Source organism: Halobacillus sp. Marseille-Q1614, assembly GCF_902809865.1.
In the GTDB taxonomy this organism is placed as follows: Bacteria; Bacillota; Bacilli; order Bacillales; family Halobacillaceae; genus Halobacillus_A.
The window spans coordinates 609,996-623,055 of the sequence record NZ_CADDWH010000001.1 but is presented as its reverse complement, the minus strand read 5'-3'; the positions used below and the strand labels follow the sequence as shown (position 1 = coordinate 623,055).

Genomic DNA, 13,060 nt, shown 5'->3' with positions numbered 1-13,060 from the left:
CTCTCGACAGCCTGATCATCAAATCTTATTTTATTACATTATTACATTTTAGCAGTTAGGATCTGGTGTTCCTGCGTTTGTTGCCGTCTTAAAGGAAGAGCCGCAGCCGCACGAAACAATGGCATTCGGATTATCAATCGTAAATCCCCCGCCCATCATATTCTGCTTATAATCGATTGTCGTACCTTCAATAATGGGAACATCCTGCGTTCGGATCACGACAGGAATACCTTCATAATCTTCTATCGTATCAAGTTCATCATTAACCTCATCTTCAAAACCCATTGCGTAGGATAAGCCGCTGCAGCCTCCACCTTTTACTCCGAAACGAAGATGAGCATCTTTTGACTCTTCTTCCTTCATCATTTCCTGAATCTGGTGTCTTGCCGCATCTGTAATATTAAGAATCATCTCGGGACTCTCCTTTCTTATCGTACTCTCAGTATACTAAGTTGCCTCTCGTTTTTCAAACAATCGAGAAGCTAAAAACTCTTTGCCGTCAAGGGCAAAGAGTTTATATTAATAAGCTGATCACTGCTTTTCGCTTTAAAAAAGGGGGTTCTCTTCCAGGTGCTGATAAATTTTCTCGACAAGCTCTTCAGCAGTGTCAGCCATTACCCGTTCACCATTGACAAGAGCGAACAGACCTTGAGAACAAATTCCGCAATGGCTGAGACAGCCATATTCTACGACATCTAAGTCGGGATCTTTTTCGAGCACTTCCATTGCTTCATCAGAACCGCTTATTAAATTGTTCACACAGAACTCAATGATTGGATTCATCCACTTCACCTCTTCTGCCCTGGATGAAGCCCCATCTCTATCCTATCATACCACAGCTCTGCTCATTTTTATATCGACTAAGCTTCCATTTCCGGCTTAAAACCTAAGTTTTCTAATGCTTTGTATACATTTTTAAGACGGGGGGTGCCTTCGTCGACAACTTCATTATTAATAGTGACGAGAGGATAAAAAAGCTCATCATCGAGGATCTGCTCCACATATTCTTCATCCTTGTCGTTCTTTTGACTTCTGTGAATGTCTACGTAACGGTAATCTACACTTTGATTTGGATATTTTCTTGCAATAGCTGCTTGAAGCCATTCGTACGTTTCTTTTGATCCAGGAGCATTTACACAGCTGGCGCACCGCTCTTCTGCTCCATATACGGTCAGTGTTATTTTTTTATTACTCATTTTTCCCACCATTTCACTAATTTGTAGTTATTACTATTTTACAAAACATCGAAAAAAAGATAAAATGAAAATAGTTATCAATCTCAATGCTTTACTGAGGAATCCATAGATTTTTTTAGACATACACTTTATAATAGGTTTACTGAAAGGGGAAGATTGAACATGGAAGCTCAAGTTCAGGAAGTTCTTAATAAACTTCGCCCATTCTTACTCCGTGACGGAGGAGACGTTGAATTAGTTGAAGTAGAGGATGGGATTGTGCGTTTGCGTCTAATGGGGGCTTGTGGAAACTGCCCAAGTTCAACCATTACGCTTAAAGCCGGGATTGAACGTGCATTAGCACAAGAAGTTCCTGGCATCTATGAAGTAGAACAAGTTTTTTAAATTAAAGCCAAACCGTACACTTATCCAAGTGTACGGTTTTTTTATGGCTGCGTAACGGGTGTGACCGGCTCGTCCCCTTTTAAAACTTTCTCGATATTTTCAAGGCTTAGGTTCATCATCTTCTCTCGAGTTTCTCTGCTTGCAGAACCAATGTGAGGAACACATACTATTTCTTTTAAAGTTAACAAAGGATGATCTGATGCGATCGGCTCTTCTTCAAATACATCCAATCCGGCTCCTTTAATTTCACCGCTTTTCACGGCTTTATACAGCGCTTTCTCATCAGTCGTTTTTCCTCGTGAGGCGTTAACGAAAATCGCTTCTTCCTTCATCTTCCTAAACACTTCTTCATTAAATAAATGCTCCGTCTCTTCCGTTAAAGGCACAAGCGACATTACAAAATCAGATGAGGAGATTAGATCCTCAAAGCTTTCGTAAGCGGCCAGCCCCTCCTCTTCAATTGCAGGCTTTCTTGAACGGTTATGATAAGACACTTCCATATCAAAACCTCGAGCCCTCCTGGCCACGGCTTCTCCAATACGCCCCATTCCGACGATTCCCAGTTTCTTGTGATGAATATCTGAACCAGCCAGCAAAAGGGGTGACCAATTGTTCCATTTGTTCTCCTTAATATAATCGGCTGCTTCGACTATACGCCTGGTTGCTGCCATCAGCAAACCAAAAGCTAAGTCAGCTGTCGTATCCGTAAGTACATCCGGGGTGTTCGTTACAGTTATTCCTTTTTGTTTGGCGGCTTCTACATTCACATTGTCATACCCTACAGCCATATTGGCGACCACTTTTAAATGAGGAGCATCACTTAAAAGGTCTTCATCAATACGCTCCGTGAGCATCGTCAACAATCCGTCCGCCCGCTGAGCTTCTTTCCTCAACGTTTCTTCATCAACCGGTTCCGTTTCGCTCTCCCACATTCCAATGTCCCATTCATTTGTGAACGGTTTAATTTGATCTTCGGGGAGCTTCCTTGTAATATACACATACGGTTTATTCACCAAATCACCTCTTCTTCTTATTATAAATAAGTAAAAGTAAATAAGTAAAATCACATCTGGTATAATACAACTATTGTTTCTTCTTTATATGAATCATAAGCTTATACAAAGATCGAAATCCTAAAAGAGGGAGGTCATCAACTTGACAGAAGAGAATCGTAAAATCAGCAATCTGGAAAAAACCGCAAGAGACTTATTAACCGAACGGGGAATTACTATAAAGGATATGGCGGAGCTCGTTCATTATCTGCAATCTAAATATCACCCTGAATTGACAATGGATATATGCGAATTCAATGTTCATCAGGTATTGAAGAAGAGAGAAGTTCAAAATGCTATAATTACAGGGATTCAGCTTGATAAATTAGCAGAGAAAAAAATGCTCGAAGAACCTCTGCAGACCACGATCGAGATAGACGAAGGATTATATGGTGTCGATGAAGTCATTGCTTTATCAATTGTTAACGTCTATGGGTCCATTGGGTTTACAAACTACGGATATATTGACAAGCAGAAGCCCGGAATTTTGAAAAGACTCAATGATAAGTCAACAGGAGAATGCCATACATTCCTTGATGATATTGTCGGTGCTATAGCGGCAGCTGCATCCAGCCGGTTAGCCCACAGCGAAGTCGGAGAAGAATACTAATTATTTACGCCACGCTTAAAGCGCGGCGTTATTTTTTTGAAACTTTTTCCATGTAAGATCGTATATATAGGGAAACTACTCGAAAAGGAGAGTTATCTATGGATAGAATTCGGAAGTACGCCATATGGCTGATCCCCTCCATCGTTATCCTTATCGGTATCAGCCTATTGTTTATCGAGAATTACCAAAAAGTAACCGAGGCTCCCCATGATAATTGGAGTCGGGAAATCGAACTCGGCCACGCCAATTTCACTTCTTCACCTGTAGTACGGGAGCAAGATGATGGTTTAAAGATATCTTTTTTAACTAACGAAGGAGTCACAACAGCCGGCGTTTCGCAATCATACGATATTAATACACGCAAATCCTTTACAATCCCTACCGGAAAATGGACGGAGTTCTACATAGACGAAGAGAAGTTAATATATACCGATTATTATGCAATGTATAATGAGTCTCAAGAGAAGATTGCCGACATTAATGAGTTTATCCCGCTGCAGGATGAAGTTTTTTATAAAGCAGGTGACACCGTTTTCCGTTTAGATCCGCAAACCGAGGAGTCTTCTGAACTTCTCACCTTAGATAATGGAGAAACCCATGTGAATGCAGTTCAGACAGAAGGAAGGAAATTATTACTCACTTATTATACTGAAGACACTACTACCCATTTAAAGATATATGAAGTGAAGGCCAGCGGCGCAAATCTAAAAGTGGACACCAGTTTTGTATTTAAAAGTGAGGAAGCCATCAACGAATTACAGTTTGCCTTAAACAAAGGGCAGTATGCGCTGGCGATAGCAACTTCGCAAAAAGCAGGTGGAACGACCTCAGAAAAACAATATTATTCGATTTCTCCGTTAAACGAAAAGCCAAATCTGCAGCCGATGGAAGCAAAAGACCCTGCAGTTGACAGTCAGCTTAGTAATCTACATGATTTTAACCTCAGCTCTGATAATAACCAGTTTAAACTTCTTTTCACAGCAAAAGGGAATACGAATACTCTTTATAGTGAAGACAGCCAATACAACATATATGAGACCGCGCTAAATGAAAACGGCTTGATGGAAACAGAGCGCTTAAGTAATACACGGAGAGCTTCAGCCTTACCTCAATGGGTGAATGAAGAAACTATCGTGTGGATCGATCATCGTGGAGAAAAGAACCAGGTCCTGATCTCCTCTTCTGATAAAAGTGCAGTACAACAAGCAGATAGTCTTTCCAATGGTTATCTTTTAGATGCATTAGGTAAAACAATGGGCATGTTATCTATAAGTTTTTTCACGATACTGGTAGGAGTACTGTGGTATATCTGGCCTCTCCTTTTCTTAGCGATTGTGATGTTTGCCAAAGAGTCGTGGGTGGATCATGATAAAACATGGGTTTACTACACGGGAGCCGCTATATATTTAGCTGCAGTGTTTACCTTTAAGGATAGGATATTTACACAGGAAGTAATGAACCGAGCTCCTGAATACTTAACCTTCACAGCAAGTTCTGTTATATTTATCCTTTTATTTGCCTTATTAGTATATGGAATATTAGCTTTAAACAGTAAGAAAAGAAAATGGTCTGTCTCTGTGAAATTATTTTATTTTGTTACTGTTCACCTGCTGTTTGTCATGATTTACTTCGGTCCTTATCTTTTATAAATAAGGCATTACTGGTTCATTTAAACAAAAGCTGCATAAGAAATCTCCCGTTCAATAACACCATTGAATACAAAAAAAGCCCGGCGCTGTCTAAGGAACAGCACCGGGTTTATATTTTCCAATCTGATAAGTTTTTTACGTGGTGAGTCGGCTGTTTATTTAAATGTTTAATTCCATCTCGAGTAGATACACCCGTTTCGACCATCAGCGTATCAATGCCCGCTTTAATACCAGCCATAATATCCGTATCATAATTATCCCCAACCATCAGGATATCTTCTTTTGGAAAACCAAGCATTTCTACTGCCTGTTCCATTAATATAGCCTCTGGCTTCCCAACAAAAGTCGGCGTAACCCCTGTACTTACGGAAAGCACAGATGTAATAGCACCGTTTCCCGGCACCATTCCTCTTTCCGTAGGAATAGCGGCATCTTTATTCGTGCTCACAAGCTCCGCTCCATTTCTAATTTCAAGACAGGCCATTGCAAGTTTTTCATAGGAGATCTTTCTGTCTATCCCTATAGTTACGAAGTCGGCCTCTTCCTTTACTGGTTTTAGATTTTGATCCTCCAGTGCCTGCCATAATCCATTTTCCCCGATTATAAAAACATTAGCTCCTGGCTTTTTCGAATCGATATATTTAGCTGTCGCCATACTTGAAGTAAATACATTGTCTTTTGATGCTTGAATTCCCATGTTGTTCAGTTTATCGGCTAATTCTTTAGGAACCATCGATGAATTATTTGTCACAAATAAATAAGGAATTGATTTTACATTTAATCGCTGAACAAATTCTGCTGCTCCATCAATCGGCTCGATCCCTCGATACATCGTTCCATCCAAATCAATTAAATATGCGCTGTATGATTTCACTTTAAAGCTCCTATTCGTTAGCGTTTGAAAAAGCCGAAACCGGCCCTATTTCTTCATCAAGGTAACGGCGAATCCGTCCTGGAAAACTTTTCACAGCCTCTTTGCTGTCAGCCCAGACTCCTTCTATATGATCATGATCAACGGCGAGATATTCCTGTACGATTGATTTCCGCAGCTGAATAAACGCCTTATAATGAGCCGTGTTCTCTTCAGGAAGTACTTTTTCATCCGTTAAAATATCAATAATATCCTCATAACTGCCCGGGTCTCTCATAATAAACCCATCAATCATCTGGTTGCCGACATCAATGATCGACTCGATCACTAGATGAGTTAACCTTTCAAGCAGAAGTTTTTCCTTAAAAGATGTGTAAGATTCAGCTTTTTCGTCCATTAATTTTTCCATATAAGCTAAGATTCCCTCGATTTTGTGCCTGTCCACAAAATACATCGAACTCCTCCATTCTAACTCCTAAAAATATGGAGCTTATTTTTGTAATAGTTAGAGCAGATATTTATAAAATGGCACTGTTATGCAATGCTGCCTCCACGAAAACAACCGACGCGCTCATGTAAGCACGCCGGTTTTAAGGAGTTACTTTTTTTAATACAAAATACGCACAGCCGAAGTTACAGTATTCATATAAGTAATCCTCTAATGTACTAATTTTCGTATCAAATGTTGCTTTCGTATTCTGATCATCATAAAAACCTTTTAAGCGAAGCTGTCCATAGCCCCAATCTCCGACAATGAAATCATATTTACTCAGGATATCCGTAAAACGCCCTTCTACATCCTCTGGCTGAAAAGCGTCTTTATAATCCTCCACAATTTCATAATTTTTACCGAATAATTCAACCATATCCTATCACCTCTTACCTCTCCTTAGTGTACCATATTTCGTTAGAGACTAGAAAACCGCTTGCAAAAATTTGTATCAATATTCGTTTTTCGTCCAAGCTAAAGATATACCAGACACAAAGGAAGATGAAGAATGAAAATAAAACAATATAAATTATGGCTGGCTATAGCCTTATCCCTTCTTATACTCAATGGCTGTCAAAATCCACAGGAAGATGAAACGAATATGGATGATGAAGACCACGCCATTGAAGGCGAGACAATGGATAACTATAATAAAAATATGGCAGATGGCCAGGTGGGATACGTGCGCTTCCAAAAAGATCAACTTGATCAGGAAAGCGAGAAGAATCATAAGATTAAAGTCAATCGGGAACAAATGGCTGACATGATTACCCGAATGATACTCCGCTATCCTGGCTTTGAAGACGCGGCTACGGTAGTGACAGATGATGAAATTCTCGTTGCTTATCAAAAGCCTGTTAATCGAGAAGCTGAAGTGGCAGCAGATATGGTTAAGAAAACAGCTTACTCTCTCGTCCCAAGCTTCTACCATGTATATGTATCAGATGATCCCGCATCTTTTGGAGACATCCAAAGCTTAGGTAACTCCACTGTATACGATGAACAATACCAACATGTCATCGATCAAATTATTGAACGAATGAAAAAATCCCCACAAGGTACAACTACCAGTGAAACAGTTGATGAGACCACATGATCATCATAAAATCTAAAGCCTTAGGTATTTTCGTGATTTTGATTCTGGGAGTCTTAATGCCAGCTTCCGTCAGTTTTGCTGCGACTGAACAAGAAGACAATGAGCGAATGTCCATCTATAAAAAGACGTCAGCTGTAACAGGAATACCTTGGACCTATTTAGCGGCTGTTGACCAATATGAAAGACAAATTTACAAAGATGCTCCAAAAGGCCGTGTAACTGCCTTTCGTCCAGACCCGTTGTTCTGGAATGGAATAGAAACTGAACCTTCCTTCTTTCCTCAGGGATGGGGGGATAACGGCGATGGAGACAAAAAAATCGATATGACTGATGATGAGGATGTATTATGGAGCTTAGGAAAATACATTCAATCCTATGGAACAACGGAAGATGATATCCGGATCGCTTTATGGAACTATTATAAACGTGACTTAACCGTCCAAACGATCATGAACACAGCGGAGGTTTTTGAAAAATTCCAAACCGTCTCGCTCAAAGATCGTGATTTCCCAGTCCCTATTGAAGCTAATTACAGCTATAAGAATACGTGGGGAGATGCAAGAGGATTTGGAGGACGTCGTATTCATGAAGGAACCGATATATTTGCCAACTATGGGGTACCAGTCAAATCAACAACCTATGGCGTCATAGAAATGATGGGGTGGAACGAATTTGGCGGCTGGCGTGTCGGGATTCGCGATATTTACAATATATACCACTATTACGCCCATCTTAACGGTTTTGAAAAAGGAAAACAGGTTGGAGACGTAGTAAAACCTGGTGATGTAATTGGAAGTGTTGGGGCTACGGGCTATGGACCTCCTGGGACATCTGGAAAGTTTCCTCCTCACTTGCACTACGGCATGTATCAGGATAACGGAAAAAATGAATGGTCTTTTGACCCTTATCCTTATTTGAAAAGATGGGAGCGTATGGTTAGAAATAAATAAGCGTCGCACAAAATGTGCGACGCTCTTTCATATTTATGATTGTTTTGCTTTCTTGACTGCGTTCATGATACTCGCAACAAGGCCTCCCCAAATTACGACCATTCCAATGATCATCATTAAAATTGCACTTGCTGTCATATCATTCTACCTCCTTGTGTGTTTCATTAAGAGCTTTGGAGTCCCAACGCTTCAGAGTCATCAGGAAACCAACTACTATTGCAAATGCTGCTACTGCCCATCCACCGAATAAGATAAAGGTATCTGCATACCCTTCATAGTTTCCGGTTTCAGTTTCAAACTGACCAAGCAGATTCGTTTTGAAAAGGTCGAACATCATATATCCAAGCACGATTGGTGTAATAACTCCAAGACAAACCTTCCACCATCCGCCCAGATGCAAATCAGAAATGCCATTCGCATGGGTCTGGAAATCATTAAGATTACGAACAAACCATGCGATAACGATTACTTCGACTAACCCGACAAAGGCTACTCCAAACTGATTAATAAAGTAATCGGCAGCGTCCAGGAAATATAGACCGCCTTGCGTTGCAAATATAAGAGAGATAACTGCAGCAACTCCACCGCCTAATCCAACTGAGGCCGTTCTTGACAAACCAAATTTCTCACTCAGTGCCGCAACGTAGGTCTCGGAAATAGAGATTAAGGAAGACAAGCCTGCCAAGACTAAAGATACAAAGAACAAGAACCCGAATAGTCCATTTAAAGCAGGAAATTCATTAATAATTTGCGGGAAGACAACAAAGGCAAGACCTACTCCTCCACTAACGACTTCTTCAACAGGGACATTAATTTGTGACGCCATAAAACCTAATGCCGCAAATACACCGATACCAGCTAGAAGCTCAAAACTGGAGTTACTAAAACCAGTAATAAAAGCGTTATTCGTGATATCTGATTTCTTCGGAAGGTAACTGGAATAAGTGATCATAATCGCAAATGCGATAGAAAGACTAAAGAAAATCTGTCCATAAGCTGCAACCCATACTGAACCTGAGGTAATGGTTTCAAAATTCGGCGCAAAAAAGGTTTGCAGGCCTTCTGCAGCACCAGGCAGCGTGATTGCTCGGATCACAATGATCAAGAACAATACAACCAGTGTCGGAATGAATATCTTGTTTGCCACCTCGATCCCCTTCTTAACACCTTTAAATAGAACTCCCAAGGTGATTACCCAAACTGCAATAAGCGGGATTAAGACACCAGGTACTAAGCTTCCTGCTTGACCAGGATCTACGGATAAATTCAAATAATCACTAAACAAGAAGCTTTCCGTGTCTTGTCCCCAAGATAGGTTAAAGGCAAAAATACTATACGAAATTGCCCAGGCAATAATGACCGCGTAATACGTTGAAATAACAAATGACACAAGTACGGCCCACCATCCAAGCCATTCTGTTTTCTTATTCATACGGAAGAATGATAGCGGTGCTGACCCACGGTACTTATGACCTATTGTGAATTCCATAACCAGTAATGGGATACCTGCTGTTAAAAGAGCGAATAAATACGGAATGAAGAATGCCCCACCGCCATTTTCGTAGGCGACTGAAGGGAAACGCCATATGTTACCCAGCCCGATTGCAGATCCGACAGCTGCAAGGATAAACCCGGCTCTCGTCCCCCATTGTGCACGATTTTCCATGTGAAAGACCTCCCCTTAGAACTATTCTCTTCCCTCTTATATTATGAGCTTGTATAGAAGAGAATGTTTCCAATTTTTATTTTTTTCTGATTATTCATGCTTATTATACCGATACACTTGTTCGATGTCAAAGTAATATTATAAAATTATTAATTTTCCAACAATTACTAAAAAAAGGACAAAGAAGTACTTTTGAAGCATTTTTTTGTCCTTTTTTTTATCCCGAAATATAGTCAGACCGTTTTTTTACATGAATAAAAATCCCCACACCCGCTACTACTGCTAATGTAATAAGCAGCGGGATAATGACACCGCCTGTAATCGCCAGGAGCACGTAACCAATAGAGGCTCCGGCTGCTGCTATAAATGCATAAGGAAGCTGTGTCATAACATGGTCAATATGGTTAGATCCAGCTCCTGTTGAGGAAAGAATGGTGGTATCTGAAATCGGCGAACAATGATCGCCGAATACTGATCCAGCTAATACAGCTGATAACGCCGGAAGAATAAGGGTTATGTCTGACACCGCAGCAATTTCTCCTGCGATTGGCAGCATGATCCCGAATGTTCCCCAGGACGTACCAGTGGCCAGAGCCATGAAGCCAGAAACAATAAATAAGAGTAATGGTAAGAATCCAGTACTAATATTAGATTGATTTACCAGGCCGGCTAAGTATTCTCCCGTTTGCAGCTGACTGATCACATCACCAATCATCCAAGCAAAAATAAGAATATAGATAGCCGGAAGCATCGCTTTAATTCCTTCAAGCAGTACATGGCTCATGCCTGATTTTTCACCAGGCTGCATCATATATAAAACCCCAGCCAGCAGCACTGCAATTAAACCTCCGGTGAATAAGGAAATGTTAACATTAGTATTTTCAAATATACTCAGAAGACTTACAGCGCCTTCAGTATCTTGAATACCAGTAATAAACATTGTCCCTACAGTCCCTAATACTAATGCAATGATCGGCCAGACTAAGTAGGCGATTTTCCCTTCATTATGAGCTTTAAATTCATCATTTAAGTCACCAGGAATATCTCCCTTTTCTTCATCTTTCAGCTCTCCTGTTTTGATGGCTTTCTGTTCGTGCTTTTTCATCGCAAAAATATCAAGCTTTAAGAAAATTGTTAAAAACACAAGAAGTAAAGCTGCGAATACATAGTAGTTAGCCGGTATCATGCGGATAAAAGCTTCAAGCGCCTGATAATCCGCTATCTCATTGGCTGCTAAAATACTGCCAATTGTACCGATAATATAAGCTCCCCAGCTTGAAATCGGAGAGATCACCGTAATCGGCGCTGATGTAGAATCGATATAGTAGGCAAGCTTCGCACGTGAAATTCGATGACGGTCTGTAACAGGCCTTGCCACCTGCCCAACAGCCAATGCATTAAAATAATCATCGATGAAAATAATAATTCCTAGTAAAGCAGGGACTAATTTCGCTCCTTTGCGGGATTGAATTCTTTGAACAGCCCAGCGTCCAAATGCTCTGCTTCCGCCAGAAGCTGTTAAGAATGCGGTCGTAATACCTAATAAGACTAAAAATCCTAATAAATACAAATTCCCTGTATTTAAGGCGCCTTCACTTACGAATATGGAATAAAAATTCGTCCAGATGAGTTGAATTCCTTCCAGAATGTTAAATTGAGTAAGCATAAATGCACCTACAATAATGCCGATACCAAGAGAAAGAATAACCTTTCTCGTCGTAATTACGAGAATCAACATTAAAACGGCCGGAATTAAAGAATAAATTGTTCCTTCCATTTGGGTTCCCCTTCCGTAAATCTTTTGATGAGAATAGGCTGTATGGAAGTCTACTGGGGTAAATGAGGGATGCTGGAAAGCTTTACACCGTGAAGAAACACCTTCTTGGCATACAAAAAAGCAATGATAGAAAATAACCTACCATTGCCTAAAGCAATTTGATTATCCTCCATTTCGATCAGTAGCGCTCCATGCAGCTTTAAAGCACGCATGACAGTATATTTCTTATTCAGAAATATACCAGGATATAAGAGGTGACAGCTCTTATAAACTTCGGCAGGGCTCCCCTTTCTAACGTGTTCTCCGCTGTCCGCTCCCACGAATACTAATGAAGCCTGCGCCTCTACCTCACCGATCTGATAAGGTCACGCATATTTAATTCCCTAACAGTTTAACAGGTCGCCCGTGTTATTGCAAGGGATCCATAGGGTAGGAAAAGCTTGGAGAATTTCCGCTGCCATCTCCATTATAAAAGTTTGGCACTTCACCCGGAATAACTGCAGAATCAACAGGAATATCATTTGTCACCGTAATCGTTTCGGTTGAAAATGGAATGACCACTCGTAAGCTGACTTTAAAATTAATCCATAATTGAAAGTGAGCAGAGTTTATTCCATACTCTGTGATATCATTTTTAAATTGTGTCTGGACATCCCCAATGATTCTAAGCTGAACTGGAATATTGGGCCCTAAATTTGAAAGAACTGTGTTATTTGTTGCCATACCGAGAGGGATTTCCACAAGAGTTGCAGGTTCTTTACCAAGATCCCTGTTCGAATCGTCGGATACAAGATCCGGCTCTAACGTAGTATCTTCTAAAGGAAGTTCATTCATTTCCATCCGCTTTAAGAAGTGCTGCACCCTGAACGTGGTATCCCTCAGCGTTCTATTTACTAAAGCTGAATTCCAGCCCATGTACACTATTTTTCCTTCATTATCTTTTTCGATCCTCACTAAATCTTCAAAATGCAGGTCTTCTGCGAGTTGTTTACTCACGGCTTCGTTGATAGCATCTCTGGCCAGCTGCTGAGCTCTCGTTTCCGCTATACCCTGAATGGCCGGTGTAATCCCTCTGTCAATCAGCCATAAGCATAAAGCTGTAAAAATCATAAGAAAGACCATGGTTAGTAAAATTCTTTTACCCACCGTGGGGGACCGGCCCCTGAACTTGCTCATTAAACAACCCTCCTCATCTCTTTCATTTATATGAAGAGGCTTGGCAGTTTAGCATACATCCTTAAATATTCCTTTATACAGCGATTGATTCCGTCCCCCCTAATAGATCTATAACAAAAAAGCTGCCGGTGAAGGCAGCTTTT

At 40.6% G+C, this 13,060-nt stretch carries 16 protein-coding genes and 1 riboswitch; of the genes, 5 read left to right on the top strand and 11 right to left on the bottom strand.

All coding sequences use genetic code 11. The annotated features are described in order from the left end of the window. Positions 1-48: 48 nt before the first annotated feature. The 3 genes from HUS26_RS03030 to HUS26_RS03020 all read right to left on the bottom strand — a co-directional run bounded on the left by HUS26_RS03030 (position 49) and on the right by HUS26_RS03020 (position 1,196). The gene (locus tag HUS26_RS03030; RefSeq protein WP_173915755.1) at positions 49-411 is read right to left on the bottom strand and encodes an iron-sulfur cluster assembly accessory protein; all 363 of its coding nucleotides are present in this window, start codon (positions 409-411) and stop codon (positions 49-51) included. Positions 412-546: 135 nt separating this feature from the next. Next, positions 547-783 carry a YuzB family protein gene (locus HUS26_RS03025; RefSeq protein ID WP_173915754.1) on the bottom strand — a complete coding sequence of 79 codons (237 nt, stop codon included), beginning with the start codon at positions 781-783 and terminating at the stop codon, positions 547-549. A gap of 77 nt (positions 784-860) precedes the next feature. Beyond that, positions 861-1,196, bottom strand: a complete 336-nt coding sequence (locus HUS26_RS03020) for a YuzD family protein (RefSeq protein WP_173915753.1) — start codon at positions 1,194-1,196, stop codon at positions 861-863. 162 nt (positions 1,197-1,358) lie between these two features. Here HUS26_RS03020 and HUS26_RS03015 point away from each other — a divergent pair, with 162 nt between their 5' ends. Next, positions 1,359-1,580, top strand: coding sequence for a NifU family protein (locus HUS26_RS03015; protein WP_082233502.1), 222 nt, complete (start codon positions 1,359-1,361; stop codon positions 1,578-1,580). Positions 1,581-1,621: 41 nt separating this feature from the next. Here the strand turns inward: HUS26_RS03015 and HUS26_RS03010 are convergent, their stop codons facing one another. Next, complete coding sequence (locus tag HUS26_RS03010; protein WP_173915752.1) at positions 1,622-2,593, bottom strand: D-glycerate dehydrogenase; 972 nt, start codon at positions 2,591-2,593, stop codon at positions 1,622-1,624. A gap of 142 nt (positions 2,594-2,735) precedes the next feature. Here HUS26_RS03010 and HUS26_RS03005 point away from each other — a divergent pair, with 142 nt between their 5' ends. Both HUS26_RS03005 and HUS26_RS03000 read left to right on the top strand, forming a co-directional pair. After that, positions 2,736-3,242 carry a phosphatidylglycerophosphatase A gene (locus tag HUS26_RS03005; RefSeq protein WP_173915751.1) on the top strand — a complete coding sequence of 169 codons (507 nt, stop codon included), beginning with the start codon at positions 2,736-2,738 and terminating at the stop codon, positions 3,240-3,242. A gap of 98 nt (positions 3,243-3,340) precedes the next feature. Further along, the gene (locus tag HUS26_RS03000) at positions 3,341-4,891 is read left to right on the top strand and encodes a hypothetical protein (RefSeq protein WP_173915750.1); all 1,551 of its coding nucleotides are present in this window, start codon (positions 3,341-3,343) and stop codon (positions 4,889-4,891) included. Positions 4,892-5,000: 109 nt separating this feature from the next. Here the strand turns inward: HUS26_RS03000 and HUS26_RS02995 are convergent, their stop codons facing one another. The 3 genes from HUS26_RS02995 to HUS26_RS02985 all read right to left on the bottom strand — a co-directional run bounded on the left by HUS26_RS02995 (position 5,001) and on the right by HUS26_RS02985 (position 6,628). Then, on the bottom strand, positions 5,001-5,765 hold the full coding sequence (locus tag HUS26_RS02995; protein ID WP_173915749.1) for a TIGR01457 family HAD-type hydrolase: 765 nt from the start codon (positions 5,763-5,765) through the stop codon (positions 5,001-5,003). Positions 5,766-5,775: 10 nt separating this feature from the next. Further along, the gene (locus tag HUS26_RS02990) at positions 5,776-6,216 is read right to left on the bottom strand and encodes a DUF86 domain-containing protein (RefSeq protein ID WP_173915748.1); all 441 of its coding nucleotides are present in this window, start codon (positions 6,214-6,216) and stop codon (positions 5,776-5,778) included. 136 nt (positions 6,217-6,352) lie between these two features. After that, complete coding sequence (locus HUS26_RS02985; protein ID WP_173915747.1) at positions 6,353-6,628, bottom strand: YutD family protein; 276 nt, start codon at positions 6,626-6,628, stop codon at positions 6,353-6,355. Between the two features lie 132 nt (positions 6,629-6,760). Here HUS26_RS02985 and HUS26_RS02980 point away from each other — a divergent pair, with 132 nt between their 5' ends. After that, complete coding sequence (locus tag HUS26_RS02980; RefSeq protein WP_254434127.1) at positions 6,761-7,348, top strand: YhcN/YlaJ family sporulation lipoprotein; 588 nt, start codon at positions 6,761-6,763, stop codon at positions 7,346-7,348. After that, positions 7,345-8,298, top strand: a complete 954-nt coding sequence (locus HUS26_RS02975) for a M23 family metallopeptidase (protein WP_173915746.1) — start codon at positions 7,345-7,347, stop codon at positions 8,296-8,298. Before HUS26_RS02980 ends, HUS26_RS02975 begins: the two co-directional genes overlap by 4 nt. 33 nt (positions 8,299-8,331) lie before the next feature. Here the strand turns inward: HUS26_RS02975 and HUS26_RS02970 are convergent, their stop codons facing one another. The 4 genes from HUS26_RS02970 to yunB all read right to left on the bottom strand — a co-directional run bounded on the left by HUS26_RS02970 (position 8,332) and on the right by yunB (position 12,917). Next, positions 8,332-8,436: a methionine/alanine import family NSS transporter small subunit gene (locus HUS26_RS02970; protein WP_173915745.1), complete on the bottom strand. Its 105-nt coding sequence runs from the start codon at positions 8,434-8,436 to the stop codon at positions 8,332-8,334. Between the two features lies 1 nt (position 8,437). Continuing rightward, on the bottom strand, positions 8,438-9,964 hold the full coding sequence (locus HUS26_RS02965; protein WP_173915744.1) for a sodium-dependent transporter: 1,527 nt from the start codon (positions 9,962-9,964) through the stop codon (positions 8,438-8,440). Between the two features lie 217 nt (positions 9,965-10,181). Next, positions 10,182-11,741: a Na+/H+ antiporter NhaC family protein gene (locus HUS26_RS02960; protein ID WP_173915743.1), complete on the bottom strand. Its 1,560-nt coding sequence runs from the start codon at positions 11,739-11,741 to the stop codon at positions 10,182-10,184. Positions 11,742-11,915: 174 nt separating this feature from the next. Then, positions 11,916-12,095: riboswitch (Lysine riboswitch) on the bottom strand. A 54-nt stretch (positions 12,096-12,149) separates the two neighbouring features. After that, on the bottom strand, positions 12,150-12,917 hold the full coding sequence (yunB, locus tag HUS26_RS02955) for a sporulation protein YunB (protein ID WP_173915742.1): 768 nt from the start codon (positions 12,915-12,917) through the stop codon (positions 12,150-12,152). Positions 12,918-13,060: the final 143 nt, after the last annotated feature.

Coding starts and splice junctions, on each gene's coding strand:
- HUS26_RS03030 (WP_173915755.1), bottom strand. CDS start 411: ATGATTCTTAATATTACAGATGCGGCAAGACACCAGATTCAGGAAATG.
- HUS26_RS03025 (WP_173915754.1), bottom strand. CDS start 783: ATGAATCCAATCATTGAGTTCTGTGTGAACAATTTAATAAGCGGTTCT.
- HUS26_RS03020 (WP_173915753.1), bottom strand. CDS start 1,196: ATGAGTAATAAAAAAATAACACTGACCGTATATGGAGCAGAAGAGCGG.
- HUS26_RS03015 (WP_082233502.1), top strand. CDS start 1,359: ATGGAAGCTCAAGTTCAGGAAGTTCTTAATAAACTTCGCCCATTCTTA.
- HUS26_RS03000 (WP_173915750.1), top strand. CDS start 3,341: ATGGATAGAATTCGGAAGTACGCCATATGGCTGATCCCCTCCATCGTT.
- HUS26_RS02990 (WP_173915748.1), bottom strand. CDS start 6,216: ATGTATTTTGTGGACAGGCACAAAATCGAGGGAATCTTAGCTTATATG.
- HUS26_RS02985 (WP_173915747.1), bottom strand. CDS start 6,628: ATGGTTGAATTATTCGGTAAAAATTATGAAATTGTGGAGGATTATAAA.
- HUS26_RS02980 (WP_254434127.1), top strand. CDS start 6,761: ATGAAAATAAAACAATATAAATTATGGCTGGCTATAGCCTTATCCCTT.
- HUS26_RS02975 (WP_173915746.1), top strand. CDS start 7,345: ATGATCATCATAAAATCTAAAGCCTTAGGTATTTTCGTGATTTTGATT.
- HUS26_RS02970 (WP_173915745.1), bottom strand. CDS start 8,436: ATGACAGCAAGTGCAATTTTAATGATGATCATTGGAATGGTCGTAATT.
- HUS26_RS02965 (WP_173915744.1), bottom strand. CDS start 9,964: ATGGAAAATCGTGCACAATGGGGGACGAGAGCCGGGTTTATCCTTGCA.
- HUS26_RS02960 (WP_173915743.1), bottom strand. CDS start 11,741: ATGGAAGGAACAATTTATTCTTTAATTCCGGCCGTTTTAATGTTGATT.
- yunB (WP_173915742.1), bottom strand. CDS start 12,917: ATGAGCAAGTTCAGGGGCCGGTCCCCCACGGTGGGTAAAAGAATTTTA.